41 protein-coding genes are annotated in these 24,807 nt (G+C 39.9%); 37 read left to right on the forward strand and 4 right to left on the reverse strand.

Annotated elements, in window-relative coordinates:
- The first annotated feature begins 108 nt into the window (after positions 1-108).
- The 3 genes from fliP (at position 109) to trmA (ending at position 3,523) form a co-directional block, all read left to right on the forward strand.
- Entirely contained in the window at positions 109-819 is a 711-nt protein-coding gene (gene fliP / locus T391_RS0100235) for a flagellar type III secretion system pore protein FliP (protein ID WP_027326648.1), read from the forward strand.
- 65 nt (positions 820-884) lie between these two features.
- Positions 885-2,426, forward strand: a complete 1,542-nt coding sequence (locus T391_RS0100240) for an AbgT family transporter (protein WP_233709527.1) — start codon at positions 885-887, stop codon at positions 2,424-2,426.
- A complete protein-coding gene (trmA, locus tag T391_RS0100245) occupies positions 2,423-3,523 on the forward strand; it encodes a tRNA (uridine(54)-C5)-methyltransferase TrmA (protein ID WP_027326650.1) in 1,101 nt (366 codons plus the stop codon). The genes T391_RS0100240 and trmA overlap by 4 nt, the downstream gene beginning before the upstream one ends.
- Positions 3,524-3,712: 189 nt before the next feature.
- Here trmA and T391_RS0100255 read toward each other — a convergent pair whose 3' ends face one another.
- Positions 3,713-4,285 (reverse strand): ribonuclease HII, encoded by a 573-nt coding sequence (locus tag T391_RS0100255; RefSeq protein ID WP_027326651.1) that lies wholly within the window; start codon positions 4,283-4,285, stop codon positions 3,713-3,715.
- A gap of 44 nt (positions 4,286-4,329) precedes the next feature.
- On the opposite strand from T391_RS0100255, the gene T391_RS0100260 reads away from it, so the two are divergent.
- Positions 4,330-5,562, forward strand: a complete 1,233-nt coding sequence (locus T391_RS0100260; RefSeq protein WP_233709526.1) for a GNAT family N-acetyltransferase — start codon at positions 4,330-4,332, stop codon at positions 5,560-5,562.
- 1 nt (position 5,563) lies between these two features.
- On the opposite strand, the gene T391_RS0100265 is transcribed toward T391_RS0100260, so the two are convergent.
- Positions 5,564-6,625 (reverse strand): ATP-binding protein, encoded by a 1,062-nt coding sequence (locus T391_RS0100265; RefSeq protein WP_027326653.1) that lies wholly within the window; start codon positions 6,623-6,625, stop codon positions 5,564-5,566.
- Between the two features lie 177 nt (positions 6,626-6,802).
- Between T391_RS0100265 and rpsJ the strand changes: the two genes are divergently transcribed.
- From rpsJ to infA, 23 genes are read left to right on the forward strand one after another with little or no spacing between them, the layout of a single operon-like run.
- Positions 6,803-7,117: a 30S ribosomal protein S10 gene (gene rpsJ / locus T391_RS0100270; protein ID WP_027326654.1), complete on the forward strand. Its 315-nt coding sequence runs from the start codon at positions 6,803-6,805 to the stop codon at positions 7,115-7,117.
- A 19-nt stretch (positions 7,118-7,136) separates the two neighbouring features.
- A complete protein-coding gene (gene rplC, locus T391_RS0100275; protein WP_027326655.1) occupies positions 7,137-7,715 on the forward strand; it encodes a 50S ribosomal protein L3 in 579 nt (192 codons plus the stop codon).
- Positions 7,716-7,719: 4 nt separating this feature from the next.
- Positions 7,720-8,334, forward strand: coding sequence for a 50S ribosomal protein L4 (gene rplD, locus T391_RS0100280; protein ID WP_027326656.1), 615 nt, complete (start codon positions 7,720-7,722; stop codon positions 8,332-8,334).
- Positions 8,335-8,338: 4 nt separating this feature from the next.
- Entirely contained in the window at positions 8,339-8,620 is a 282-nt protein-coding gene (locus tag T391_RS0100285; RefSeq protein WP_027326657.1) for a 50S ribosomal protein L23, read from the forward strand.
- 11 nt (positions 8,621-8,631) lie between these two features.
- Positions 8,632-9,459 (forward strand): 50S ribosomal protein L2, encoded by an 828-nt coding sequence (gene rplB / locus T391_RS0100290; RefSeq protein WP_027326658.1) that lies wholly within the window; start codon positions 8,632-8,634, stop codon positions 9,457-9,459.
- Positions 9,460-9,468: 9 nt separating this feature from the next.
- Entirely contained in the window at positions 9,469-9,750 is a 282-nt protein-coding gene (rpsS, locus tag T391_RS0100295) for a 30S ribosomal protein S19 (RefSeq protein ID WP_027326659.1), read from the forward strand.
- An 11-nt stretch (positions 9,751-9,761) separates the two neighbouring features.
- Complete coding sequence (gene rplV / locus T391_RS0100300; RefSeq protein ID WP_027326660.1) at positions 9,762-10,112, forward strand: 50S ribosomal protein L22; 351 nt, start codon at positions 9,762-9,764, stop codon at positions 10,110-10,112.
- A 2-nt stretch (positions 10,113-10,114) separates the two neighbouring features.
- Complete coding sequence (gene rpsC / locus T391_RS0100305) at positions 10,115-10,819, forward strand: 30S ribosomal protein S3 (RefSeq protein WP_027326661.1); 705 nt, start codon at positions 10,115-10,117, stop codon at positions 10,817-10,819.
- A gap of 3 nt (positions 10,820-10,822) precedes the next feature.
- Complete coding sequence (rplP, locus tag T391_RS0100310) at positions 10,823-11,248, forward strand: 50S ribosomal protein L16 (RefSeq protein ID WP_027326662.1); 426 nt, start codon at positions 10,823-10,825, stop codon at positions 11,246-11,248.
- Positions 11,235-11,423 (forward strand): 50S ribosomal protein L29, encoded by a 189-nt coding sequence (rpmC, locus tag T391_RS0100315; RefSeq protein ID WP_027326663.1) that lies wholly within the window; start codon positions 11,235-11,237, stop codon positions 11,421-11,423. Before rplP ends, rpmC begins: the two co-directional genes overlap by 14 nt.
- Before the next feature lie 3 nt (positions 11,424-11,426).
- Positions 11,427-11,687 (forward strand): 30S ribosomal protein S17, encoded by a 261-nt coding sequence (gene rpsQ, locus T391_RS0100320; RefSeq protein WP_027326664.1) that lies wholly within the window; start codon positions 11,427-11,429, stop codon positions 11,685-11,687.
- A gap of 1 nt (position 11,688) precedes the next feature.
- On the forward strand, positions 11,689-12,057 hold the full coding sequence (gene rplN, locus T391_RS0100325; RefSeq protein WP_027326665.1) for a 50S ribosomal protein L14: 369 nt from the start codon (positions 11,689-11,691) through the stop codon (positions 12,055-12,057).
- On the forward strand, positions 12,057-12,287 hold the full coding sequence (gene rplX / locus T391_RS0100330; protein WP_027326666.1) for a 50S ribosomal protein L24: 231 nt from the start codon (positions 12,057-12,059) through the stop codon (positions 12,285-12,287). Before rplN ends, rplX begins: the two co-directional genes overlap by 1 nt.
- Before the next feature lies 1 nt (position 12,288).
- Positions 12,289-12,834: a 50S ribosomal protein L5 gene (rplE, locus tag T391_RS0100335; protein ID WP_027326667.1), complete on the forward strand. Its 546-nt coding sequence runs from the start codon at positions 12,289-12,291 to the stop codon at positions 12,832-12,834.
- Between the two features lies 1 nt (position 12,835).
- Positions 12,836-13,021 carry a type Z 30S ribosomal protein S14 gene (locus tag T391_RS0100340; RefSeq protein WP_027326668.1) on the forward strand — a complete coding sequence of 62 codons (186 nt, stop codon included), beginning with the start codon at positions 12,836-12,838 and terminating at the stop codon, positions 13,019-13,021.
- A gap of 11 nt (positions 13,022-13,032) precedes the next feature.
- Entirely contained in the window at positions 13,033-13,428 is a 396-nt protein-coding gene (gene rpsH, locus T391_RS0100345) for a 30S ribosomal protein S8 (RefSeq protein WP_027326669.1), read from the forward strand.
- A gap of 9 nt (positions 13,429-13,437) precedes the next feature.
- A complete protein-coding gene (rplF, locus tag T391_RS0100350; RefSeq protein WP_027326670.1) occupies positions 13,438-13,974 on the forward strand; it encodes a 50S ribosomal protein L6 in 537 nt (178 codons plus the stop codon).
- A gap of 10 nt (positions 13,975-13,984) precedes the next feature.
- The gene (gene rplR / locus T391_RS0100355; protein ID WP_027326671.1) at positions 13,985-14,341 is read left to right on the forward strand and encodes a 50S ribosomal protein L18; all 357 of its coding nucleotides are present in this window, start codon (positions 13,985-13,987) and stop codon (positions 14,339-14,341) included.
- Between the two features lie 9 nt (positions 14,342-14,350).
- Positions 14,351-14,791: a 30S ribosomal protein S5 gene (rpsE, locus tag T391_RS0100360; protein ID WP_084340070.1), complete on the forward strand. Its 441-nt coding sequence runs from the start codon at positions 14,351-14,353 to the stop codon at positions 14,789-14,791.
- Between the two features lie 11 nt (positions 14,792-14,802).
- Positions 14,803-15,201 (forward strand): 50S ribosomal protein L15, encoded by a 399-nt coding sequence (gene rplO, locus T391_RS0100365; protein WP_034583256.1) that lies wholly within the window; start codon positions 14,803-14,805, stop codon positions 15,199-15,201.
- Positions 15,201-16,454 (forward strand): preprotein translocase subunit SecY, encoded by a 1,254-nt coding sequence (secY, locus tag T391_RS0100370; protein ID WP_027326674.1) that lies wholly within the window; start codon positions 15,201-15,203, stop codon positions 16,452-16,454. The genes rplO and secY overlap by 1 nt, the downstream gene beginning before the upstream one ends.
- Positions 16,454-17,212 (forward strand): type I methionyl aminopeptidase, encoded by a 759-nt coding sequence (map, locus tag T391_RS0100375; protein WP_027326675.1) that lies wholly within the window; start codon positions 16,454-16,456, stop codon positions 17,210-17,212. The genes secY and map overlap by 1 nt, the downstream gene beginning before the upstream one ends.
- Before the next feature lie 3 nt (positions 17,213-17,215).
- Positions 17,216-17,434 carry a translation initiation factor IF-1 gene (gene infA, locus T391_RS0100380; RefSeq protein ID WP_027326676.1) on the forward strand — a complete coding sequence of 73 codons (219 nt, stop codon included), beginning with the start codon at positions 17,216-17,218 and terminating at the stop codon, positions 17,432-17,434.
- 37 nt (positions 17,435-17,471) lie between these two features.
- Here the strand turns inward: infA and T391_RS0100385 are convergent, their stop codons facing one another.
- Positions 17,472-18,296, reverse strand: coding sequence for a hypothetical protein (locus T391_RS0100385; protein WP_027326677.1), 825 nt, complete (start codon positions 18,294-18,296; stop codon positions 17,472-17,474).
- A 279-nt stretch (positions 18,297-18,575) separates the two neighbouring features.
- Between T391_RS0100385 and rpmJ the strand changes: the two genes are divergently transcribed.
- From rpmJ to rplQ, 6 genes are read left to right on the forward strand one after another with little or no spacing between them, the layout of a single operon-like run.
- Positions 18,576-18,689 (forward strand): 50S ribosomal protein L36, encoded by a 114-nt coding sequence (gene rpmJ, locus T391_RS0100390; protein WP_027326678.1) that lies wholly within the window; start codon positions 18,576-18,578, stop codon positions 18,687-18,689.
- Between the two features lie 3 nt (positions 18,690-18,692).
- A complete protein-coding gene (gene rpsM, locus T391_RS0100395; RefSeq protein ID WP_027326679.1) occupies positions 18,693-19,055 on the forward strand; it encodes a 30S ribosomal protein S13 in 363 nt (120 codons plus the stop codon).
- 11 nt (positions 19,056-19,066) lie between these two features.
- Positions 19,067-19,459, forward strand: a complete 393-nt coding sequence (gene rpsK, locus T391_RS0100400) for a 30S ribosomal protein S11 (RefSeq protein WP_027326680.1) — start codon at positions 19,067-19,069, stop codon at positions 19,457-19,459.
- Between the two features lie 10 nt (positions 19,460-19,469).
- Complete coding sequence (rpsD, locus tag T391_RS0100405; RefSeq protein ID WP_027326681.1) at positions 19,470-20,096, forward strand: 30S ribosomal protein S4; 627 nt, start codon at positions 19,470-19,472, stop codon at positions 20,094-20,096.
- A 15-nt stretch (positions 20,097-20,111) separates the two neighbouring features.
- A complete protein-coding gene (locus T391_RS0100410; protein ID WP_027326682.1) occupies positions 20,112-21,116 on the forward strand; it encodes a DNA-directed RNA polymerase subunit alpha in 1,005 nt (334 codons plus the stop codon).
- Positions 21,117-21,127: 11 nt separating this feature from the next.
- Complete coding sequence (rplQ, locus tag T391_RS0100415) at positions 21,128-21,478, forward strand: 50S ribosomal protein L17 (RefSeq protein ID WP_027326683.1); 351 nt, start codon at positions 21,128-21,130, stop codon at positions 21,476-21,478.
- Positions 21,479-21,568: 90 nt separating this feature from the next.
- On the opposite strand, the gene T391_RS0100420 is transcribed toward rplQ, so the two are convergent.
- Complete coding sequence (locus tag T391_RS0100420) at positions 21,569-22,501, reverse strand: D-2-hydroxyacid dehydrogenase (protein WP_027326684.1); 933 nt, start codon at positions 22,499-22,501, stop codon at positions 21,569-21,571.
- 57 nt (positions 22,502-22,558) lie between these two features.
- Here T391_RS0100420 and argB point away from each other — a divergent pair, with 57 nt between their 5' ends.
- The 4 genes from argB to rpsI all read left to right on the forward strand — a co-directional run bounded on the left by argB (position 22,559) and on the right by rpsI (position 24,786).
- Positions 22,559-23,407 (forward strand): acetylglutamate kinase, encoded by an 849-nt coding sequence (argB, locus tag T391_RS0100425; protein WP_027326685.1) that lies wholly within the window; start codon positions 22,559-22,561, stop codon positions 23,405-23,407.
- Complete coding sequence (locus T391_RS0100430) at positions 23,401-23,880, forward strand: hypothetical protein (RefSeq protein ID WP_027326686.1); 480 nt, start codon at positions 23,401-23,403, stop codon at positions 23,878-23,880. Before argB ends, T391_RS0100430 begins: the two co-directional genes overlap by 7 nt.
- 80 nt (positions 23,881-23,960) lie before the next feature.
- Entirely contained in the window at positions 23,961-24,386 is a 426-nt protein-coding gene (rplM, locus tag T391_RS0100435; protein ID WP_027326687.1) for a 50S ribosomal protein L13, read from the forward strand.
- 10 nt (positions 24,387-24,396) lie between these two features.
- Complete coding sequence (rpsI, locus tag T391_RS0100440; protein ID WP_027326688.1) at positions 24,397-24,786, forward strand: 30S ribosomal protein S9; 390 nt, start codon at positions 24,397-24,399, stop codon at positions 24,784-24,786.
- Positions 24,787-24,807: the final 21 nt, after the last annotated feature.

The following is a 24,807-nucleotide window of genomic DNA, read 5'->3' on the forward strand; positions in this document are numbered from 1 at the left end:
TTCTATCACAAACTCCTTTTTGAGGGAAAAAGGAAGCTATAATCAAAGATTTGAAATTTGATTCTTATCTTAGCACACAGGATACTAGGCTTGAAAAAACTATTCTTCATGCTTGTTTTTGGAGTTTTTGTTTATGCACAAACGCAGATTCCTACAGTGAATCTCTCTTTGAGTGCGCCTAATGAGCCTCAAGAACTGGTCAATACGCTCAATGTTGTGATCGTGATGACTTTGCTTGTGCTTGCGCCATCGCTTATCTTAGTGATGACAAGCTTTACGCGCATCGTGATTGTCTTTGCTTTTTTGAGAACAGCACTGGGAACACAACAAACTCCCCCCGCTCAAGTGCTTGTAAGCCTTGCGCTGATTCTGACTTTCTTCATCATGGAGCCAACAGCAAGGAAGGCTTATGAAGAGGGGATCAGTCCCTATATTGAGAAACAAATCTCCTATGAGGTGGCATTTGAGAGAGGTGTCAAACCATTTAAGGAATTTATGCTGCAAAATACGCGCGAGAAGGATTTGGCATTGTTTTATAGAATCCGTGGGATTGAGAATCCAAATAGCGTGGATGATGTGCCTTTGACGACTTTGATTCCTGCTTTTTTGATTAGTGAGCTTAAGACTGCTTTTCAGATCGGATTTTTGCTCTATCTGCCGTTTTTGGTGATTGATATGGTGGTGAGCTCTATTTTGATGGCGATGGGGATGATGATGTTGCCTCCTGTGATGATTTCACTCCCTTTTAAAATTTTGGTGTTTGTGCTTGTGGATGGATTTAATCTGCTTGTAGGGAATCTCGTCGCTGGTTTTAGATAGCTTTGAGAATTTGATTTGGCATTCGCAGAATTGCAAAGACTAAAGGTTTTGAATAAGGAGAGATTGTGACAAGAAAGCGTTTTGGATTCCTAGATTTTTTGGAAAAAATTGGCAATGTTCTGCCACATCCTGCAATATTGTTTGTGCTGTTGATCCTTGCTTTGATTTTCGCATCAGCCATTGCTCATCATCTGGGGCTTTCAGTCACTGATCCTAGAGATTTGACCAAACAAATTGCGATTGTAAGTCTTTTGAGTTGGGATGGACTTGTGTATATCGCCACAAATCTAGTCAAAAATTTTTCAAATTTTCCTCCGCTTGGATCTGTTTTGATTGCGATGCTTGGTGTGGGGATCGCTGAAGCTTCTGGATTCTTATCAGCAGCCATTCGCATTGTCGTCCTGAATTCTCCCAAGAAGCTCATCACTCCTATTGTGGTTTTTGCAGGCATTATGTCTAACCTTGCCTCAGATGTGGGATATGTGATCCTCATCCCTCTTGCTGCGATGATTTTTCACTCCCTTGGGCGACATCCTTTGGCAGGAATTGCTGCTGCCTTTGCTGGCGTGAGTGGTGGATATAGTGCTAATTTATTGATCGGAACACTAGATCCAATCATCTCAGGGATCACTCAGCAGGCAGCAAGGATCATCGATCCTTCTTATGTAGTTGGAGTTGAGGCAAATTGGTATTTTATGTTTGTGAGTACTTTTGTGATCACTTTTTTGGGATATTTGGTGACTGAAAAAATTATTGAGCCAAGATTGGGAAAATATGAAGTGGGAAAATATGAAGGCTATGGAGCAGAGGACAATCCAAGCAAAGATCTAAGAAAAGAGGAAAAAAGAGCCTTATTTTTTGCCTTTTTGAGTCTATTGCTTTTTGTTGGAGTGATTTTGGCTCTGATCTTGCCTGCCTCAAGTCCCCTTAGAAACCCAACGACAGGATCTCTGATCGGATCGCCATTTTTTCAAGGCATTATTTTCTTTGTATTCTTTGGTTTTGCAATTCCTGGGATTGTGTATGGATATGTCTTGAAAGCATTTAGGCGATCAGAAGATGTGCTCAAGGCTATGGCAGAGAGTATGAAATCTATGGGGATGTATTTGGTGATCATTTTCTTTGCTGCTCAATTTATCGCTCTTTTTTCATGGAGTCAGTTTGGGCCATTTTTGGCAATCAAGGGAGCAAGCTTTTTGAAAGAATTGGATTTAAATGCAGGATTGTTGCTCATAGGATTTGTACTCATTAGCGCTTCTATCAATCTCATGATCGCTTCAGCATCAGCCCAATGGGCACTACTAGCACCCATTTTTGTGCCCATGCTTATGCTTTTGGGTTATTCTCCAGAGGTCATTCAAGCAGCCTATAGAATCGGTGATTCTGTGACCAATATCATCACGCCACTCCTTGCTTATCTCCCCGTGATTTTGGTGGCAGCGATGAAGTATAAAAAAGACATTAAGATGGGAACGATGATCTCTATGATGTTTCCTTATTCTGTGACTTTTTTGATTGGATGGTGTGCGTTGCTCTATATTTGGGTCTTTGTATTGGGCTTACCGCTTGGGCCTGGGGCAGCGACTTTTTATAAGGAGGGCATTTGAAGTGTGAGCATTGGGGGGTATGTGGAGGATGTTCTCTCCCCATAGATTATCAAGATCAGCTTGCTTTGAAGATTCGAGCATTTCAAAACCTTGATCTACCGCAATATCAAGAAATTGCGACAAGCCCTGTGAATGGTTATCGCTCAAGGGGGGAATTTAGAATTTTTAGAGATGAACATGGGCTTCATTTGGCAATGTTTGCATCCAAAAAGCCCATCATTATCCAAAATTGCCCCATTCTTTTGCCTTCATTACAAAGGGTGCTGTCATCTTTGATGGAGGATTTGAATCTTTGCCCTGAATTTGCTCAAAAGCTTTTTGGTGTGGAGATCATGGGGGGTGTTAATGATGAGTGTTTGCTGACATTGATTTATCATCGCAGACTTGATGAAGTATGGGAAGAAGGGGCAAGAGGATTGGCTCAAAGATTAGGTGTGCAAATCATTGGGCGATCAAGGGGACAAAAGATCCTTTTGGGAGAAGATGGGCTAAGAGATGAGGTGAATGCAGGGGGACAAACATATCATTTCCTTAGATATGACAATGGATTTTCTCAGCCCAATCCTTATGTGAATGCCAAAATGATCGAATTTGCACTCTCTTGTGTGGGAGAGGATGCAAAAGATTTGCTGGAGCTTTATTGTGGTGGGGGGAATTTCACGATCCCATTAAGTCATAAATTTGAAAAAGTCTTTGCCACCGAAGTGGCTAAGTCTTCCATCAAAGCCCTCCATCAAAACCTTGAGCTCAATGGCATCAAAAATGTCTTTTGTGCAAGGCTTAGTGGGGAAGAGAGTATCGAGGCATTGAGCTTGAAGCGAGAGTTTAATCGACTTAGGGGTGTGGATCTAGGAGACTATCATTTCACTCATCTACTGATTGATCCTCCTAGAAGTGGAGTGGGAGATAAAAAAATGCTTGAATTTATGGGGCAATATGAGCATATCATCTATATTTCATGCAATCCTCTGAGTCTTAAGCAGGATCTAGAGATCTTGGGCAAAACTCACAGAATCTCAAAAATCACTCTTTTTGATCAGTTTCCTTATACTCATCACTTGGAATGTGGGGTTTATCTTGTGAAGCATAGCTTTTGATCTGCTGTGTCGCATTTGATTCTTGCTTAATCCCCTCTGTGTTCTTAAATCTATCATCGAAGACTTGATGCAGATCAAAGATCTAAAAATCGTATCGAGATTGCGAGGAATATGCGAGCAACAAGAAAACTTATCTTGTGGATGTGATGATGGAAGAAAAGATGAAAAAAGAGGGGGGGGGGGATAGGATTAGATTCTAAAACTCTTGCGATGAAAGGGGGTGTAGCCGAGTTCTTTGATTTTGATCTTGTGTTCTTGGGTGCAGTATCCGCTGTGATTTAAAAAGCCATATTGAGGATAGAGTGTGTGAATCTCTTGGCATTCTTGGTCTTTGGCATATTTAGCTAAGATTGAGGCTGATGAGATTTGATGGATGAGAGCATCTCCTTTGATGAGTGTCTCAAGTGGGACAAAGAGGGGAGGCTGGGCTTTGAATGTCGAGTTGCCATCATAGATGAATTTTGTGATATTGTATTTTTGAAAGACTGATTCCATCACCTCTTCAAGGGCTTCTTTGAGGCATTGACTGAGGCCTTTTGCATCGATTTCTTGAGCTTCTTTTTTGGCGATATGATAGATGAGCTGATTGCTGGATAAGAGGAATAGAGCAATCTGTTCTCTTTGAGATTTTGAGAGCTTTTTACTATCTTTGATGGGGAGATGTGAGAGTGATGGGATCAGCTCATCTTCATAGGCAATCCCGCAGACAAAAAGACTTCCACCCACACATCCTCTCCCAGCCTCATCGATTCCACAGATCATTTTCTTTCCAAATTGGTTTATTTTGTAAAATTTTATGATTTTTTATGAGAGATGCTCAGATGAAGAGAGAAAAAATAATCGAAAATTTGCAATTGAAATTATTGACGATTCGGGATCTAGAAGAGTTCAACAAGCTTCTCAAATATGCCTTTCAAGTGAGCAAAAATGATTTGTTCAAAAGCGGTTGGAATAGCGAAGAAATCAAGCAGTCCAAAACTCCAATCTTAGAAAAAGCGAAGGTATTAGGATTTTTTGACAACAACAATCTTGTCTCACAGATCGCCCTCTATCCTATGCGTATGAATATCTATGGAAAAATTTATTCTATGTGTGGGATCACTGGAGTTGCGACTTATCCTGAGTATTCTAATCTTGGGTTGATGAAAAGATTGATGCAAGAAGCCCTCAATCATATGCGAAAAAATCAACAAAGTATTTCATGTCTGTATCCTTACTCAATCCCATATTATCGATCTAGGGGATGGGAAATCGCATCAGATAAAATGACTTTCAAACTCAAAGATACGCAATTGCCAAAAACCATACCCACACATGGACGCATCAGGAGAGTTGCTCAAACTCATCCTGATTTATTGGTATTACATAATCTTTTTGCTAGACAAACTCATGGATGTTTGATACGAGATCAATTGGCTTGGGATGAGTATTGGAGATGGGATAGTGAGGATGAGAGTGTTGCGATTTATTATGATTTGCACAATCGCGCTAGAGGATATATCGTGTATCTCATAGAGAATGATGTCTTTTGGCTTAAAGAAATGGTGTATCTTGATACAGAGGCGCATATGGGATTGTGGGAATACATCAAAGCTCATAGAAGTATGTTTGATGAGTTGAGGGGATCAAACTACACAAATGAAAGCTTGAGTTTTTTGCTAGAAGATGGGGATATACAAGAGATGATCACTCCATATATTATGGCTAGAATCGTTGATGTGTCTATGTTTTTTGAGAAATACCCTTTTGATCGCACAAATTATCAGGGCAAGATCCTTTTTCATGTGCGAGATCCGCTTCTTGAGTGGAATCACAAATCTTTTGTCTTTGATTGCAAAAAACTATCGATAAGCGATGATCTCTCTTGTGTAGAAAAAGAGGTCTCTTTAGATATCCAAACCCTCACAACAATGCTTTTGGGATATAAGAGACCCATGTATTTGAAAAACATCGGACGCCTTGAGACTGATCTTGAAGTGATTGAGATTTTGGAGGAACTTCTGCCTGAGGGCAAGGCTTATTTTAGTGATTATTTTTGATCTATTCCACTCCTCCTAGCACAAATTCTACAAAGCTTAGTGCCTCCCAGTTGATCCCATGAGTGATGCTAGAATCTGAAAAATCCAGTGTGATGATTTTGAGATTTTGAAGATCATTGGAGTTTTTTTGAGCCATTTTAGAGAGCTTTTTTTGAATGACTTCTCTTTGAGCAAATGGTGCAAAGAGAAATCGTCCTACATCAGGAAGCACAAAACAATCAAAATCATCATAATACACATCCTTCCCCAAAGCCATCAGCTCAAGCACAAACATATTTTCAAGGATTGGGAGAATCATTGGGTTGAGTGAGAGGGTTTTGGGGATGGAAAAATCATAGAAATAGAGCTTTTTGGGCTTATTTGGGAGAATGTGTGGGATGAAAAAAATAATGCTTTGTTTTTGTAGTTTCTCGATGAAGAGATAGGTTTTGTCTTTTGAGATTTTTTCATTTTTTTTAAGCAAAGTATAGAATTGAAAAATAGTGAGTTTTTGAGATTGAAAGGGAATGAGTTTGATCAAAAGGGAAAGATCTGAAGAGAGATGGAGTTTGAGAATCTCTTGCTTGGTTTGTATTTTTTGATGTTCATTGAGTGAGGGCATTTGGGGGAGATTGCCATCTTTGATGAAGTTTTTGAGCATCGAATCAGTGGAGATATTTTTGGAATGAAAGCTAATGTATTCTACAAATGTTAGAGGTGGGCAAAAGTAGGACTTGAAATCAGGCAGTGTGATCTGTTCATGAGAGATAAGAAGAATAGAGTCAATATTGGGAAGTGGGAAAGAAGGAGAGAAATGATCTATGATGAGAAGTTTGATTTTTTTCTCAAGATAGAGTTTAAGAAGCTCTTGTTTGGCCTCATCAAGTGATATGCGTAGGTCATTTAGATCAAGGTAGATGATGGATTTGTGGTGAAGATTTGAGTTTTGTGCAAAATCTAGAGCAAGAGAGGTTTTCCCACTTTTAGGGGCTCCATAGATGAGAGTTTTGGGATGTAAAATGGGGTTTTTTCTAGGTAGGGTGTGAAAAGTTTTTTCACTTAAAAATTGTGAGAAAAAGTGCATTTTTGCTCCAAAAGATTTTATTTTTAAGTTTCCTTTTTAAAAAGGAAATAAATTCTTCTGATTTTATCTTAGAAATGAGCAAAAACATTGACAGCTTAAGGGCGTTTTCTTATAATCACAGCTTCCAAAAATAACATCGATTTCTAAAATTGATGAGTTCTTTACAAAGGAAAATGAATGGAAAAAATTAGACTAAAGCTCAAAGCTTATGATCATAGAGTGCTTGATAGATCTGTCGTGTCTATCGTTGATGCGGTCAAAAGAACGGGTTCAGAGATCAAAGGACCTATTCCTCTACCAACCAAAAAGAGAAGATATACAGTGCTTCGATCGCCACACATCAACAAAGATTCTAGAGAGCAATTTGAAATTAGAATCCACAGCAGAATCATAGACATTATGTCTGCAACTCCTGATACTGTGGATAGTCTAATGAGTTTGGATTTGGCTCCAGAAGTTGATGTAGAAGTCATTTCTATGGGTAAAAATTAAGTGTTTTAAGGGTGTTTAAATGGAATTTATCGTTCAAAAAATTGGTATGAGCCGAACAGTCGGAACTTCAAGCACTGCTGTAACACTTTTGAAAGTTTTGAATGCAAAAGTATGCAGCTTGCGTGAAGATGGAAAAGCGTTGGTTGCCTATGCTCAAGGAAAAGAAATCAATAAAGCCATTGAGGGGCAACAAAAAAAGTATGGACTCAGCAAAGAGTTCAATCGTTTTGCAACACTTGAAGTTAGCAATCAAGAAGTGGGTGATTTGCAAACTGAGTCTTTGAGTGCAGGAAAAGTGGTCAAAAGCACTTTCAAAACAAAGGGTCGAGGATTTAGCGGTGCGATGAAGCGATGGAATTTCCAAGGTGGTCCAGCAGCTCATGGTAGTCGATTCCACAGAAGACTTGGATCTATTGGTAACCGCGAATGGCCAGGACGCGTTCAGCCAGGGAAGAAGATGGCAGGACACTATGGAAATGAGCAAGTCAGTGTAAGAAATGAGATCATGTCTTTTGATAGCGAAAGCGGGATTTTGGTTCTTAAGGGTTCTGTTGCAGGGTTTAACAATGCATACGGAAAAATCAAAGTAATAGGATAGGTGAGTGATGAAAGCATTAGTTTTAGATTCTCAAATGAAAAAAACAAGCGAAATTGCGTTGCCTGAAAGATACAAAGAGATCAATGAGCACAATCTCTATCTCTATGTCAAGTCTTATCTTGCTTCTTTGCGTGCAAATAGTGCGCATGCTAAGACTAGAGGAGATGTGAGTGGAGGAGGCAAAAAACCTTGGGCTCAAAAAGGTGGCGGTCGCGCGAGAGCAGGAAGTATCACTTCTCCAGTATTTGTAGGCGGAGGGGTTTCTCATGGACCAAGCAACAATAAGAACTACAATCTCAAAATCAACAAAAAACAAAAGAGATTGGCTTTGGAGTTTGCATTGAAGCAAAAGGCTGAGGCTGGAAAGCTTTATGTCGTAGATTCTGTGGCAATCGCTAGTGGAAAGACAAAAGATGCTTTCAAAGCATTTAAAAGCCTTAATGAAAGAAGTACGCTTTTTGTCTCTCAAATGAGTGATGAGCCAACATTCTTGGCTTATAGAAATTTGAGAAGTTGCTATTTGGCAGATTCCAATGAGCTTAATGCGTATTTAGTTGCTGCGTTTAGATCTGTTGTGATCGAGAAAGCAGTCTTTGATGAGATTGTGAAGGAGGGCTAAGGCAATGGCAGATATTACAGATATCAAATCAATTTTGTACACAGAGAAGTCTCTTTCACTCCAAGAGAGTGGCGTGCTTGTGGTGCAAACTTCTACAAAAGTAAGCAAGAATCAGCTCAAGCAGGTATTCAAAGAGTATTTTGGTTTTGTCCCAGAGCGAATCAACTCTTTGAAACAAAATGGAAAAGTCAAAAGATTTAAGGGTCGAGAGGGCAAGAGAGCATCTTATAAGAAATTTTATGTGAAGATGCCAGAGGGTGCAAAGATCGATTCTTTGGCAGTGTAGAGGAGGATTAGATGGCGATTAAAACTTACAAACCTTATACGCCTAGTAGGCGATTTATGTCTAACCTTAGCTCAAAAGATATTACATCTAAGCCAAGTGTTAGAAGTTTGCTTATCAAACTTCCCGTAAGTGCAGGAAGAAACAATAATGGTCGAATCACAAGTCGACACAAAGAAGGTGGAGCAAAGAAGCTTTATCGAATCATTGATTTTAAACGCAATAAGTTTAATATCGAAGGAAGAGTTGCAGCGATTGAATACGATCCATATAGAAACTGTCGCATTGCGTTGATTGTTTATCCTGATGGAGAGAAAAGATACATTATTCGTCCAAGTGGTTTGAATGTGGGTGATGCTGTGATCTCAGCAGAGGGTGGTTTGGATATCAAGGTTGGTTTTGCGATGAAACTCAAAAATATCCCTATCGGAACAATCGTGCATAACATCGAGATGCATCCAGGAGCTGGAGGTCAGCTTGCTAGAAGTGCTGGTGCAAGTGCGCAAATTATGGGTAGAGAAGGAAAATATACAACGCTTAGAATGCCAAGTGGCGAGATGAGATACATCTTGGATGAATGTATGGCAAGCATTGGTGTTGTTGGAAATGAAGATTTTATCAATATTTCAATTGGTAAAGCAGGACGCAATCGTCATAGAGGAATCCGTCCTCAAACTAGAGGAAGTGCTATGAACCCAGTTGATCACCCACATGGTGGAGGTGAAGGAAAAACAGGTTCAAGTGGTCATCCTGTTTCTCCATGGGGAACACCAGCTAAGGGATACAAGACTAGACGCAAAAAAGCAAGTGATCGCTTGATTATTTCAAGAAGAAAGAAGTAAGGATAAGATATGGCTAGATCAGTAAAAAAGGGTCCTTTTGTAGATGAAAGCTTATTTAAGAAGGTTCAAAAGGCAAAGGAAGCAAAAGACAATAAGCCCATCAAGACTTGGTCACGCAGAAGTATGATTTTGCCTGATATGATTGGCTTGACTTTCAATGTACATAATGGTCGTGCATTTGTGCCTGTATATGTGACAGAGAATCATGTGGGATACAAGCTTGGAGAATTTGCTCCAACGCGAACTTTTAAAGGACACAAGGGTAGTGTCCAGAAAAAAATTGGTAAGTAAGGAGAAGGCAAATGAGTAAAGCATTATTGAGATACATCAGACTTTCTCCAACCAAGGCTAGACTTGTAGCAAGAGAGGTGCAAGGGATGAATGCTGAGCTTGCATTGGCTTCTCTTGAATTCACTCCAAATAAGGCAGCAAAAGTAATTTCAAAAGTGATTGCTTCAGCTGTTGCAAATGGAGGATATGAGCCTCAGTCTGTGATTGTGAAATCTTGTCGCGTTGATGCTGGTCCAGTGTTGAGACGCTTTATGCCAAGAGCAAGAGGTCGTGCAACACCGATTCGCAAACCAACTTCTCACATTTTTGTAGAAGTAGCTATGGCTTCTAGCCAGCAAAAAACTAAGAAAGAGGGCAAGTAATCATGGGACAAAAAGTTAATCCAATTGGTTTGAGATTAGGAATTAATAGAAACTGGACTTCAAGATGGTTTCCTGGTTCTCAGGTTACCCCTAACAATATCTTAGAAGATCACAAGATTCGAAAGTTCCTCAAAAAAGAACTTTATTATGCTGGTGTGAGTGAAATCATTATTGAAAAAGCAGCCAAGAAACTAAGAGTCACTGTTGTGGCAGCAAGACCAGGTTTAATCATCGGAAAAAAAGGTGCAGATATCGAGAAGGTCAAAGAATCTTTGAAAAAAATTGTTCAAAAAGATATCGCGATCAATATCAAAGAAGTTAAGCGCCCACAAGCAGATGCCCAACTTGCAGCAGAGAGTGTTGCTACTCAGCTTGAGCGCCGTGTGGCTTTCCGTCGTGCGATGAAGAAAGTTATGCAATCTGCGATGAAATCAGGTGCCAAAGGGATCAAAGTCAAGGTTTCAGGACGACTTGCTGGGGCTGAAATGGCAAGAACAGAGTGGTATATGGAGGGAAGAGTTCCTCTTCATACACTAAGGGCTAAGATTGACTATGGCTTTGCAGAGGCGATGACAACCTATGGAATCATTGGTGTCAAAGTTTGGATCTTCAAAGGTGAAGTTTTACATAAAGGAATCCAGGCTGAAAAGAAAGAAGAGCAAAGCAGAGAAGAGCGCCCTAAAACTAGTAGAAAAGGGAGGCAATAAATCATGTTGATGCCAAAACGAACAAAATACAGAAAGCAGCAAAAAGGACGCAATCGAGGGAAGTCCTTTAGAGGAGCAAGCCTCGCATTTGGAAATATCGGAATCAAAGCTGTTGAACATGGGAGAATTGATTCTCGTCAGATTGAGGCGGCAAGGATTGCGATGACTCGTCATATTAAGAGAGCAGGTAAGGTTTGGATCCGTGTTTTTCCAGACAAGCCTTTGACTGCTAAACCACTTGAGACAAGGATGGGTAAAGGTAAGGGTGCAGTAGATAAGTGGGTGATGAATATCAAGCCTGGAAGAATCATTTATGAAATGATTGGGATTGATGAATCGACTGCTAGAGATGCATTGGCTTTGGCTCAAAGCAAATTGCCATTTAAGACAAAAATTGTAACGAGTGAGAGTGAAAATGAAATTTATTGATTTGAAAGATAAGGATACTAAGGAGCTTCAAAGCCTCCTTAAGGAAAAGAAATCAGCGTTGTTTGAGCTTAAACTCAAACTAAAAACAATGCAATTGACTAATCCTAGTGAGATCCGAGGTGTTCGCAAAGATATCGCTAGAATCAATACAGCCATCAGTGCAAAAAAGGATTAAGAGATGGAGAAAAAGCAACCCCACAAAAGGATTATTCAAGGGAAGGTCGTAAGCAAAGCTGGCGACAAGAGTGTTGTGATTTTGGTAGAGAGAAAAGTGGTTCATCCCAAGTATCGCAAGATTGTAAAAAGGTTTAAGAAATACACTATTCATGATGAGAGCAATAGTGTAAAGGTGGGCGATGTAATCAGTGCGATTGAGTGTCGACCAATTTCTAAGACAAAGACCTTTAATTTGCAAAATATTGTTTCTGTAGGAGTGTAATATGATCCAAAGCTTTACTCGATTAAATGTCGCAGACAATAGTGGCGCAAAAGAGATTATGTGTATCAAGGTCTTGGGCGGAAGTCATAGACGCTATGCAACAGTTGGTGATGTCATTGTGGCATCAGTGAAAAAAGCCATTCCAAATGGAAAGGTCAAAAAAGGTCAAGTTGTCAAGGCTGTTGTTGTAAGAACCAAAAAAGAAATCCAAAGAGAAGATGGATCTCTTGTGCGATTTGATGATAACGCTGCTGTTATCTTGGATGCGAAGAGAGAGCCAGTTGGAACAAGGATTTTTGGTCCAGTTAGTAGAGAAGTGCGATATGCCAATTTTATGAAGATCGTATCGTTAGCTCCGGAGGTAGTGTAGTGGCAAAGTTTAAAATTAAAAAAGGCGATATGGTTAAAGTAATCGCCGGTGATGACAAAGGAAAGAGCGGAAGAGTGCTTTTTGTATATCCAAAAACTGCACAAGTTGTAGTCGAGGGATGCAAAATGGTGAAGAAAACAGTGAAGCCAACAGAAGAGAATCCAAAAGGTGGATTTATCTCAAAAGAAGCTCCGATGAGTATTTCAAATGTAAAGAAAGAGGAGCAGTAAGATGTATGGTTTGAAAAGTTTATATCAAAATGAAATCAAGCAGAAATTGATTCAAGAGTTGGATATCAAAAATCCAATGCTAACACCACGACTTGAAAAAATTGTGATCAGTGTAGGTGCTGGTGAGTATGCAAAAGATATGAAGATTATGCAAAATATTGCAGATACCATTTCAATCATTGCTGGACAAAAAGCTGTGATCACAAAAGCCAAAAAATCTGTTGCTGGCTTTAAGATGAGAGAAGGGATGCCAATGGGTGTCAAAGTCACATTGCGTGGCAATATGATGTATAACTTCCTTGAAAAGCTCATTGTGATTTCTTTGCCAAGAGTGAAGGATTTTAGAGGTGTATCAAGAAATGGTTTTGATGGAAGAGGAAACTACAGCTTTGGACTCAATGAGCAGCTCATGTTCCCTGAAGTTGTTTATGATGACATTATGGTGAGCCATGGGATGAATATCTCATTTGTAACTTCAACAGAAAATGACAAAGAAGCATTCAAGTTGTTAGAACTGCTTGGTATGCCTTTTGCAAAAGGAAAATAATATGGCGAAAAAATCAATGATCGCAAAAGCGAGCAGAAAAGCAAAGTTTAGTGCAAGAGCCTATACAAGATGTCAAGTATGCGGAAGACCACATTCTGTTTATAGAGATTTTGGTTTGTGTAGAGTATGTCTAAGAAAAATGGGCAACGAAGGACTAATTCCTGGTCTTCGTAAGGCAAGTTGGTAAGGAGATAAGAGATGGTAAATGATATTATTGCGGATTCTCTGACAAGAATTAGAAATGCATCTATGAGACGACTTGAATATACGACTTTGTATTATGCAAAAATTGTTGTTTCAATTTTGGAAGTTTTTAAGACAAAGGGCTTTATCAAGGATTATAAAGTCAATGACAAAGATGGCAAACAATCCATCAGTGTTCAGCTTGCCTATGACGAGCGTGGCTATAGCGTGATTAGTGAGATCAAGCGTATCAGTAAGCCTGGACGAAGAGTTTATAAGAGTCGAAATGAACTCAAAAGATTTAAAAATGGTTATGGAACGATTGTGGTGAGCACTTCTAAGGGAGTGATTGCCAATGAGGATGCTTACAAAGCCAATGTAGGTGGCGAAGCACTGTGCAGTATTTGGTAAGGAGCAATTATGTCAAGAGTTGGAAAAAAACCTATTAGCATTCCCTCTGGTGTCAGTGTCACTGTAGAGGGGAGCAAAATTGTGTTTAAAAATTCTAAAATCTCAAAAGAGCTCGAGACTTATGGGCGCGTTGTGATTGAAAGCTCGGCAGAAGAATTGAGCTTTTCTCCCATCAATCAAGAGGCTCAATCAAGAGCTTATTGGGGTACTTACAGAGCTTTGGCAAACAATATTGTGATTGGTTTGAGCCAAGGTTTTACAAAAGTTCTTGAAATCAATGGTGTTGGTTATAAGGCAAGTGTATCTGGAAAAGTTTTGGAGCTTGCACTTGGATTTTCACATCCTGTGAAATATGATATCCCCGAGGGTGTAGAGATGAGCGTAGATAAAAATACGATCACAATCAAGGGAAGCGATAAGCAACAAATTGGACAGATTGCTGCAGAGATTCGGGAGTTTAGACCACCTGAGCCCTACAAAGGTAAGGGAATCAAGTATAGCGATGAAGTGATTATCAGAAAAGCTGGTAAAACTGCTAAGAAATAAGGTGTGAGTTATGACAAATAAAGTACTAGAGCAAAAAAAGAAACTAAGAGCAAAAAGGAAGTTGAGAGTCCGAGGTTCTATTTTTGGAATTGCATCTAAGCCGCGTGTAAGTGTTTTTAGATCCAATCGCTATCTTTATGCACAAGCAATTGATGATCAAAATGGTGTAACGCTTGCAAGTGTAGATGGGAAAAAATTGGGCTTTGGCAACAATAAAGACAATGCCAAGGAGATTGCCAAGGTGTTTGCTGAGAGTTTGAAGCAAAATGGAATCTCTGAAGTTGTTTTTGATCGCAATGGATATCTCTATCATGGTGTTGTGGCTGCGTTTGCGGATTCTTTGCGTGAAAATGGAATCACTCTATAAAGGATGAGTATGGAAATCAATCGAGAAGAATTTAGTGAAGTTGTTGTAAATATTGGACGCGTTACAAAGGTTGTGAAGGGTGGGCGCAGATTCCGATTTAACGCTCTTGTTGTTGTGGGCAATAAAAATGGTCTTGTAGGATTTGGTCTAGGAAAAGCCAAAGAAGTGCCCGATGCGATCAAAAAAGCAATCGATGATGCATTTAAAAATATCGTGCAAGTCAATATTAAGGGCACAACAATTGCCCATGATATTGAGCATAAGTATAATGCAAGCAAAATTTTGCTCAAGCCTGCAAGTGAGGGAACTGGAGTTATCGCCGGCGGAAGTGCAAGACCAGTGATTGAACTTGCTGGGATTAAGGATATTTTGACTAAATCTTTGGGATCTAATAATCCTTATAATGTCGTGAGAGCGACAATTGATGCATTGGCAAAGATTAAAGCTTAAGGAGTGGAGAGATGTTGGAACAAATTAAGCCAGCTAATGGAAGTGTAAGAGACATCAAGCGTGTCGGAAGAGGACAGGGGAGTGGAATGGGAAAAACTTCTACTCGAGGCGGAAAGGGACAGACTGCACGGACAGGCTACAAGGCCAAGAGAGGATTTGAAGGAGGGCAACAACCACTTCAAAGAAGATTGCCAAAAGTCGGATTTAATTCAAGAGTGCAAAAGCCCTATGTAATCAATGTCGATAAAAGTGAAGCAATCGCTCAGCTCTCTGAAATCACTTGGGAGAACTTGAGAGAACTTTATGGATTTCCACTTTACACAGCAAATGTGAAGCTCATCGGAAGCAAGGCACATGCACTCGCATCAAAGATTAAAGATGAGAGAGTAAAGGCAACTAGGGCGAAATAATGAATAAGAAAATTGTTGACAAGATTCTTATCACACTTCTTTTTCTTTTCTTGTATCGACTCCTGGCATATATTCCTGTGCCAGGTGTTGATCTTGCTGAAATCAAGAGATTTTTTGATCAAAATGCCAATAATGCGTTGGGATTATTTAATATGTTTAGTGGGAGTGCTGTTGAGCGTTTGAGTATCATTTCTCTTGGTGTTATGCCTTATATTACGGCTTCTATTATTATGGAGCTTTTGGCTGCTACATTTCCTACTCTAGGGAAACTCAAAAAAGAACGAGATGGTTTGCAAAAATATATGCAAATCATTAAGTATGTGACAATTGGAATCACAATCATTCAAGCAATCAGCGTCTCTTTTGGTCTAAGAAGTATGGGGAATAATGGGGCGATTTTGATTGATATGACAAGTTTTGTCGTTATTTCAACTTTCTCGATGCTTGCTGGGACGATGTTGTTGCTATGGATTGGTGAGCAGATTACTCAGCGAGGAGTTGGAAATGGTGTGAGCTTGATCATCTTTGCTGGAATTGTTTCAGCTATTCCATCAGCAATCGCTGGGACATTTAATCTTGTCAATACAGGCGAGATCAATATCTTAACGCTCATTGTGATCGTGGCTTTGATTTTGCTGACTGTATTTGTGATTTTGTATATGGAGCTAGCAGAGAGAAGGATTCCTGTCTCCTATGCGAGAAAAGTTGTGATGCAAAATCAGCATAGAAAAATTGTTAATTACATCCCAATCAAAGTCAATTTGAGTGGTGTGATCCCATCGATCTTTGCATCAGCATTGATTGTATTTCCATCGACAATTCTTCAAAGCTCGCAAAATCCATATTTGCTAAAGATCGCTGATTTGATCAATCCAAGTGGCTATCTTTATAATGTTTTGATGTTTCTTTTTATTATTTTCTTTGCTTATTTTTATGCATCGATTGTGTTTAATGCCAAAGATATCGCTGAGAATCTCAAAAAACAAGGCGGTTTTGTCCCAGGACTAAGACCTGGAGAGGGAACAGTGAGCTTCTTAAATACTGTTGCAAGTAATTTGACATTTTGGGGTGCTCTTTATTTGGCCATTATCTCAACCTTGCCTTGGGTGATCTTGAAAGGCATGGGTGTTCCATTTCATTTTGGAGGGACTGCGGTCTTGATTGTCGTCCAAGTTGCTGTGGATACGATGAGAAAAATTGAGGCACAGATCTATATGAATAAATATCAAATGCTAAGCGCGACAGGACTCTAATGGCGATTGCGATTAGAAGACCTGCTGAGATTGAAGCGATCAGGGTTTCTAGCCAGATAGTCGCTCAAGCTCTAAATCGAGCAAGATCTGCGATTAAGATCGGCCTCTCTTTACTTGAGATTGATCAAATCGTTGAAGATTATATTCGCTCTTGTGATGCTAGACCAGCTTTTAAGGGGCTTTATGGATTCTCTCATTCTGCTTGTATTTCCCTCAATTCTGTTGTGATTCATGGAGTTCCTACAGACTATAGATTGCAAGAAGGGGATATCGTGGGGATTGATGTGGGAGTGGAAAAGAATGGATGGTATGGAGATGCTGCGATTACTGTAGGTGTAGGGAAGATCACATCCAAAGATCAAGAGCTAATCAGTGCATCCAAAGAAGTGCTTTTGGGGGCAATCGAGCAGATAGAAGAGGGAATGCATTTCAAGGAGTTAAGTGCTCTTTTGGAATCATTGATCAAAAGTTATGGATTTGTTCCTTTGCTTGATTATTGTGGGCATGGCATAGGTCGAAAACCCCATGAAGATCCCCAGATCCCAAACTATCTTACATATGGCAAAGCAAAAAGTGGAGAGAAGATCAAAAATGGAATGGTGTTTTGCATTGAGCCTATGCTTTGTCAAAAGAGTGGAAAACCAAAGATTTTGGCAGATGGATGGTCTGTCATTTCAGAAGATGGACTCAATACAAGTCACTATGAACACACAATTGCTCTCATCAATGGACGAGCAGAGATTTTATCAAAGGAGTAAAAAGTGGCAAAAGATGATGTGATTGAGATTGATGGGAAGGTCATCGAGGTCTTACCCAATGCGACCTTTAGAGTGGAGCTTGATAATGGACATGTGGTTCTTTGCCATATTGCAGGCAAGATGAGAATGCACTACATTAAGATTCTCTTGGGAGATCGTGTGAAAATTGAACTTACACCCTACAGTCTTGATAAAGGGCGCATTACTTTCCGCTATAAATGATTTTGAAGAATCAAAATCATTTATAAACCCTACCCAATCAAAATCGATACAAATAGCTCAAAATAATATCCCCCGTAAATAAGAAACGAGTCCCGACAGGAAGCGATGTTCCATCCCCAAGATTGAGATTCCAAGATTTGAAATGTGCATCAGAAAAGGCAAATTGCCCGAAGCGATAGTTGAGCTCAAATTGATTTCCCTTGTAGTAATAGTAGATTCCAAACTCTGGGTAAAGTCCATGATTGAGCAGATCGTTTGGCTGTTGGATAAGTTGTGTGAGGGCACCAGATGTTCCGACTGTGGCACTTGCATTTTTGACGACATACCATTCTGCTTCATAGCCTATTCCTGCACTTACACCAAAGGCATGGCTATCATTGCGAAAAAAAGTCGAGAGAAATTTCAAATCAATATTTGCCTGAATAGGTAAATACTCTTGCAAGACATCTGTCACTGTTGCTGTTTTACCAGCTTGAGTTGCTGGCACAAGGGTTTGTGATTGGATGCGTGCTTGTGTGCCGACATTGGCCATTGCTGAGATTCGCAGTCCTGCATATTGATTAAAAAAGTATTGATATCCAAGGGTTAATCCAGCATTGAGAGATGGAGTGCTTGTAGTGAGCATAGAAAAGGTTTTGATAATTTGCTCACCATCAAACTTCTTGAGAGACATTGAGGCTCCAAGTATGAATCCACTAAGATTATCAAGTGATGTTGATTTTGATTTTTGGATTGCACCTTGAATTTCCTCATCGATTTTGTCTGCTGCAAAATCAATCGTTTGCTGTTTTTGATCTGCTTCTAAAGCCCAAAGATTTGCGACAATCAATGAAGAGAGAAAGATGGATCTCGATAGTTTCATTTTGATTCCTTAATTGATAGATTTTTAATGAATTTTAATCAAAAACAAACGAAAGAGAAACCTAATTTATAAAAATTATTAAAAACGATCAATGATTTTCAATATTTATCTTTTGCTATTTTTTTTGGAGAGAGCATAGAAAGAGGTGAAACATAGCCAAGGGTTTGAAATTATGCTTGCAATCACCCATTTTTTGGATAAAATCTAAAGTTTATATTGCTTAGATTCTAGGCTCTATAAAATCACTTTTTGCATCACAAAATTTTAAGGAGGATGTAAATGAAAGTTAGACCATCGGTCAAAAAAATGTGCGATAAGTGCAAAGTTATCAAGCGAAAAGGCGTGATCAGAGTGATCTGTGTGACACCTAAACATAAACAAAGACAAGGATAAAACATGGCGAGAATTGCTGGTGTAGATTTGCCAAAAAAGAAAAGAGTGGAGTATGCTCTCACTTACATTTATGGTATTGGGCTTAAAAGTTCCAGAGATATTTTGAATTCCGTAAATATTTCTTTTGATAAGCGAGTTAATGATCTCAGCGAAGATGAAGTTTCTTTGATTGCCAAAAAGATTCAAGAAAGCTACATGGTTGAGGGTGATTTGCGTAAAAAAGTGACTATGGACATCAAGGCATTGATGGATTTAGGAAATTATAGAGGTCTTAGACATAGAAAAGGCTTGCCTGTTCGCGGACAAACAACAAAAAATAATGCCCGAACACGCAAAGGCAAGAAGAAAACTGTAGGTAGCAAGTAAAGGATAGCAGTATGGCAAAAAGAACGATGACAAAGAAAAAAGTTGTTAAGAAAAATATAGCAAGAGGGATTGTGTATATCTCTGCTACTTTCAACAACACAAATATCACTGTAACTGATGAAGTGGGAAATGTTATTTGTTGGGCCACTGCTGGAGGTTTGGGATTCAAAGGATCCAAAAAGTCAACCCCTTATGCTGCGCAACAAGCTGTTGAGAGTGCAATGGCAAAAGCCAAAGAACACGGGATCAAAGAAGTTGGTATCAAGGTTCAAGGACCTGGAAGCGGTAGAGAGACTGCTGTTAAGAGTGTGGGTGCAATCGAAGGAATCAAAGTCTTGTGGTTCAAAGACATCACTCCACTTCCTCACAATGGCTGTAGGCCACCAAAAAGAAGAAGAGTATAAGGAGCAATAGATGGCAAGATATAGAGGACCTGTTGAGAAAATCGAGAGAAGATTCGGTGTTTCTTTGGCGCTCAAGGGCGAGCGAAGGCTTGCAGGAAAAAGCGCACTAGATAAGCGACCATATGGACCAGGACAGCATGGACAAAGAAGAGGCAAAATTTCTGAGTATGGTTTGCAATTGCGTGAGAAACAAAAAGCAAAGATGATGTATGGCGTAAGTGAGAAGCAATTCCGCAGCCTTTTTGCAGAAGCAAATCGAATCGAGGGAAATACTGGAGAGAATCTCATCCGCTTGATTGAGCAAAGGCTAGACAATGTGGTATATCGTATGGGATTTGCGACTACTAGACGATTTGCACGCCAGCTTGTGACACATGGTCACATCTTGGTAGATGGAAAGAGAGTTGATATCCCATCTTATATGGTGCAACCAGGACAGAAGATTGAAATTCGTGAGAAGAGCAAGAATAATGTCCAAATCAATCGAGCAATCGAGCTTTCTTCTCAAGTTGTAGCTGTGCCTTGGATTGATGTCGATAAAGATAAAAAGTTTGGAATCTTTACGCGCTATCCGCTTAGAGAAGAGGTTGTGATCCCTATTGAAGAGCGTTTGATTGTTGAGTTGTATTCAAAGTAATGTGAGGTGGCGAAAATGAAGACTATCAAAGTAGCTCCCTATGTTCCGACAGATATTTCTGTCGAGGAGGTAGGAAAAAATCGTATCAAAATCAATGCATATCCTTTTGAATCAGGATATGCCATCACTTTTGCTCACCCCATCAGAAGACTTTTGATGTCAAGCTCTGTGGGATTTGCTCCTATTGGTTTTCAAATCGATGGCGTGACACATGAGTTTGATTCTATCCGTGGAATAGTAGAGGATGTTTCTCAGCTTGTTGTCAATCTCAAAAATATTCAGTTTTTGATCAAAAACAAAGAGAGTGATGAGCCAATCAAGCTTTCTTATAGCTTCAAAGGTCCCAAAAATCTCCAAGCTGAACATTTTATGAGCGATGGTGTGGAAGTGACAAATCCTGAGTTGCATATCGCAACGATCAATGAGGGTGCAGAACTCAATTTGACACTTTTGATTCAAAATGGAATCGGTTATGTCCCAAGTGAAGATATTCGAGGAACATTGCCTGAAGGATTTATCCCTCTTGATGCATTCTTTACGCCAGTGAAACGCGTGACCTATGATATCGAGAGTGTTTTAGTCGAAGATAATCCAAATTTTGAAAAAATCGTTTTTGACATTGAGACCAATGGACAGATCAATCCTATGGAAGCATTTAGAAATGCCATTATGATTATGCATAAGCAAATGTCTGTCTTTGGCGCCGATCTTTCTCTTGAAGCGCCCGCTTTCTCTTCTAAGACTGGAACAGAGGATAGCGCAGAGCTCAAGAATCTTCTTATTAGAATTGATTCTTTGAATCTAAGTGCGAGATGTTTCAACTGTCTAGATCGAGCAGAGATTCGCTACATTGGAGAGCTTGTGATGATGGAAGAGAGCGTGCTCAAAAACATCAAAAATCTTGGCAAGAAATCCTATGATGAGATCACTGAAAAAATGGAAGAATTGGGCTATCCAGTAGGAACCAAACTTTCTGATAATTTAATTGCATTGTTTGAGAAAAAGATCAATAAAAAATAAGGAGAATAAGAATGAGACATAAGCACGGTTATAGAAAACTTGGTCGCACTTCTTCTCACAGAAAAGCATTGTTGAAAAATCTTTCAATTGCTTTGATCACCCATGAGAAGATCGAGACTGGTGTATTTAAGGCAAAGGAGCTTCAATCCTATATCGAGAAGCTCATTACAACTGCAAGAGTTGGAGATTTTAACTCTCATCGCGCAGTTTTCGCTCATTTGCAGGACAAAAATGCGACGAAGAAATTGATCAATGAGATTGCTCCACGCTACAAAGAGCGCAATGGAGGATATACAAAGATTCATCGAACTAGAATCCGAAGAGGTGATGCTTCGATGATGGCTCTTATCGAGCTTGTATAGCAAGGGGTCCCCCCCCCTTTTTTTTTATTTATTCTCTTATTATTATCCCCCCATTTTATCCCACCTCCTATTTTATTGATTGGATATTGATTATTTCTGATTTAAAAAGGTCTGGATATTTTCATATACTTTTTGGATCAGTCTTTCGCGTGTCTCTGTATATGCCCACGCTGTGTGCGGAGTGAGCAGAAGTCGATCTTGGATTGAGGGGTTGAGGAGTGGATGATTGGCCATCATTGGCTCTTTTTCTAAAACATCGCTTCCAAACTTGATCTGACTCTCTTGCATCCTCAAAGCCAGTGCTTCCTCATCGATGATCCCTCCTCGCCCGACATTGATTAGAAGAGCATGATCTTTGAGGAGTTTGAGATTTGCTTGATTGAGCAAATGATAGGTGGAAGTATTGAGAGGAGCGTGGATGCTGATGATATCACTTGAGCTTAGAAGTTCTTGGAGAGATTTTTGTGGATATTCAGAGTTTGTATTGGCTCCAGAGGTAGAGGTGTAGCTAACCTCTGCACCAAAAGCTTGAGCGAGTTTGGCTGTTTGTTTGCCGATATTGCCAAGTCCGATGATCCCCCATTGCTTGCTGTGGAGTTCATGCAACCCATGTGTGATATGTGTGAAGATCGGCGAATCGCACCACTTTCCATTTTTGCAATAGCCATCATAGCTAGCAAGATTTCCAAGAAGGGCAAGGGCAAGCATCAAGGCATGTTGTGCGACAGCAAAGGTGCTATAGCCCACCACATTTTTGACTTGGATCCCCAAAGATTTGGCAGCTTCCAGATCGATGATGTCCATACCTGTAGAAGTTAGGGCGATGAGTTTGAGATTGGGCAAAGATTGGAGGATTTCTGCGCTAAAGCGCACTTTGCAAGTGATGATGATATCTGCCTCCTTGCATCGCTCTAAGATCTCGTTTTCTTTTGTCGTCGCATAGGTTTCAACCAAGCCAAAATCTTTGAATTGCTCAAGATTTACATCACCAAGTGTGAGAGTGTCTAAAATCACAAGTTTCATCTCATTCCTTTATCAAAATATTATAATTCCGGATTATTTTACACCAAGGTATTTTTGATGAGCACCAATTTCAACACTGCTGAGATTTTGCTAGATGCGCTTCCCTTTATCAAAAAATTTCAAGGTTATAAAATTGTGATCAAATATGGAGGATCCGCACAGATCAATCCTCTATTGCGTGAGAAATTTATCCAAGATATTGTGATGATGTATATGCTTGGAATCCGCCCTGTGATTGTGCATGGGGGTGGGAAGAGGATCAGCGAGGTATTGGATAGGATGCAGATCCCAAGCCATTTTGTGGATGGTCATCGCATCACAAGTCAAGAGGCGATGAAAGTAGTCGAGATGGTCCTGAGTGGGGAGATCAACAAAGAGCTAGCTTATTTTATGGGACTCAATGGAGTGAGGGCTGTAGGGATTAGCGGGAAAGATTCTCATTTTATCGTTGCCAAGCCAAAAGATGGTGGAAAATTTGGCTTGACAGGAGAGATTGTGCAGTGTCATCCTGAGATGCTTGAGGCACTTATTCAAAGTGGAGTGATTCCTATCATCTCTCCAGTCTCTGGAGATGATGAGGGTAACTCATACAATATCAATGCTGATGATGTGGCATGTGCTGTAGCTAAGGCAATCTGTGCAGATAAGGTGATCTTTCTGACAGATACAGCAGGAGTTTTGGATGCTAGAGGAGAGCTGCTTGAGAGCATCAAAACAGAACAAACAGAAGACTTGATCGCTCAAGGAGTGATCAGTGGAGGGATGATTCCCAAGATTCGATCTTGTGTGGAGTGTCTTGAGAGTGGTGTCAAAAAAGTGCATATCATCGATGGCAGACTTGAGCATTCTTTACTTTTGGAGCTTTTTACAAGCGATGGTGTAGGAAGTGAGATCATCAAGTGTTAGATCAATATAATCTTGGATTTCTTGAGCGCACATTGATCAAGTGGCAGACGCGTGCTTTGGGCCCAAAGTTTGAAAAAATGATCATTTTGCTCCCCGTATTTGTGAGGATTGGGGGCAATGAAAATTTGGAGCGCTGTGTGCAAAATGTCAGAAGGATTATTTTTACTCATATCAAATCTAGGCGCGTTGCTGTGATGGTGTTTCGTCGGATTATGTTTAGAGCCAAAAAATATTATGACAATGAAGAGAGTTTCTATGAAGCTAAACAAAAAGTCTATGAAATGATCACCCAAAATATCCAGATGTTTTCTTTGGTATTGGATGCACTTGAGGGGATTGATCGTGAGCTTGGACGCTCGATGATGATTGTCAAAAGAAATTATGAAGAAGCTTTTGAGATGACATCAGAGACTAGGCGCTTGTTGAAATATCAAGAGCGAAGATATTTTGAACTTGAAGAATCTCTAACTTAAATTTACCTTAAATTAAGAAAAATTTAAGTTTATTTGATTAGAATACCCGCTTTGTTTATATTTTTCAAGAAGGGCAAGCGATGGAACTAACAAAAATTGCAAATGAGGCTCAAATTGAGCGCAAGTGGATCGTGCTAGATGCCAAGGATAAAGTCTTTGGGCGTTTGATTACAGAGGTGGCAACATACTTGAGAGGAAAACACAAGCCTTGCTTTACTCCTCATCTAGATTGTGGAGATTATGTGGTGATCATCAATGCCACAGAGGTGAAGTTCTCAGGTCTTAAGCTTGAAGATAAAGAATACTTCACGCATTCTGGCTATTTTGGAAGCACCAAGAGCAAGACGCTGAAGGAAATGCTAGAGAAGAGTCCAGAGAAGCTCTATCACTTAGCGGTTCGCGGAATGCTTCCCAAAAACAAGCTTGGACGCGCAATGCTTAAAAAGCTCAAAGTTTATAGAGGAAGTGAGCATCCTCATACAGCACAGATTTCAAAAGCGAAATAAAGGATAGATCATGGCGAAAGTTTATGCAACAGGAAAGAGAAAAACAGCGATTGCAAAGGTGTGGCTAACAAGCGGAAGTGGAAAACTAAGTGTCAATGGTGAGAGCTTGGATGCTTGGCTTGGAGGACATGAGGCTATCAAGATGAAAGTGATGCAGCCTCTAGTTTTGACCAAGCAAGAGAAATCTGTCGATATCGTCGCGGTGACATTGGGTGGAGGATATTCTGCTCAGGCTGAAGCATTGAGACATGGGATTTCAAAAGCTCTCAATAGTTATGACATTGCTTTTCGTGCGATTTTGAAACCAAAAGGACTTTTGACTAGAGATTCAAGAGTGGTTGAGCGTAAAAAATACGGAAAACGCAAAGCACGAAGAAGTCCTCAATTCTCAAAAAGATAATCTTCTCTATCCCCTTTTGGG

It is taken from the genome of Helicobacter pametensis ATCC 51478, from assembly GCF_000518225.1.
In the GTDB taxonomy this organism is placed as follows: Bacteria; Campylobacterota; Campylobacteria; order Campylobacterales; family Helicobacteraceae; genus Helicobacter_G; species Helicobacter_G pametensis.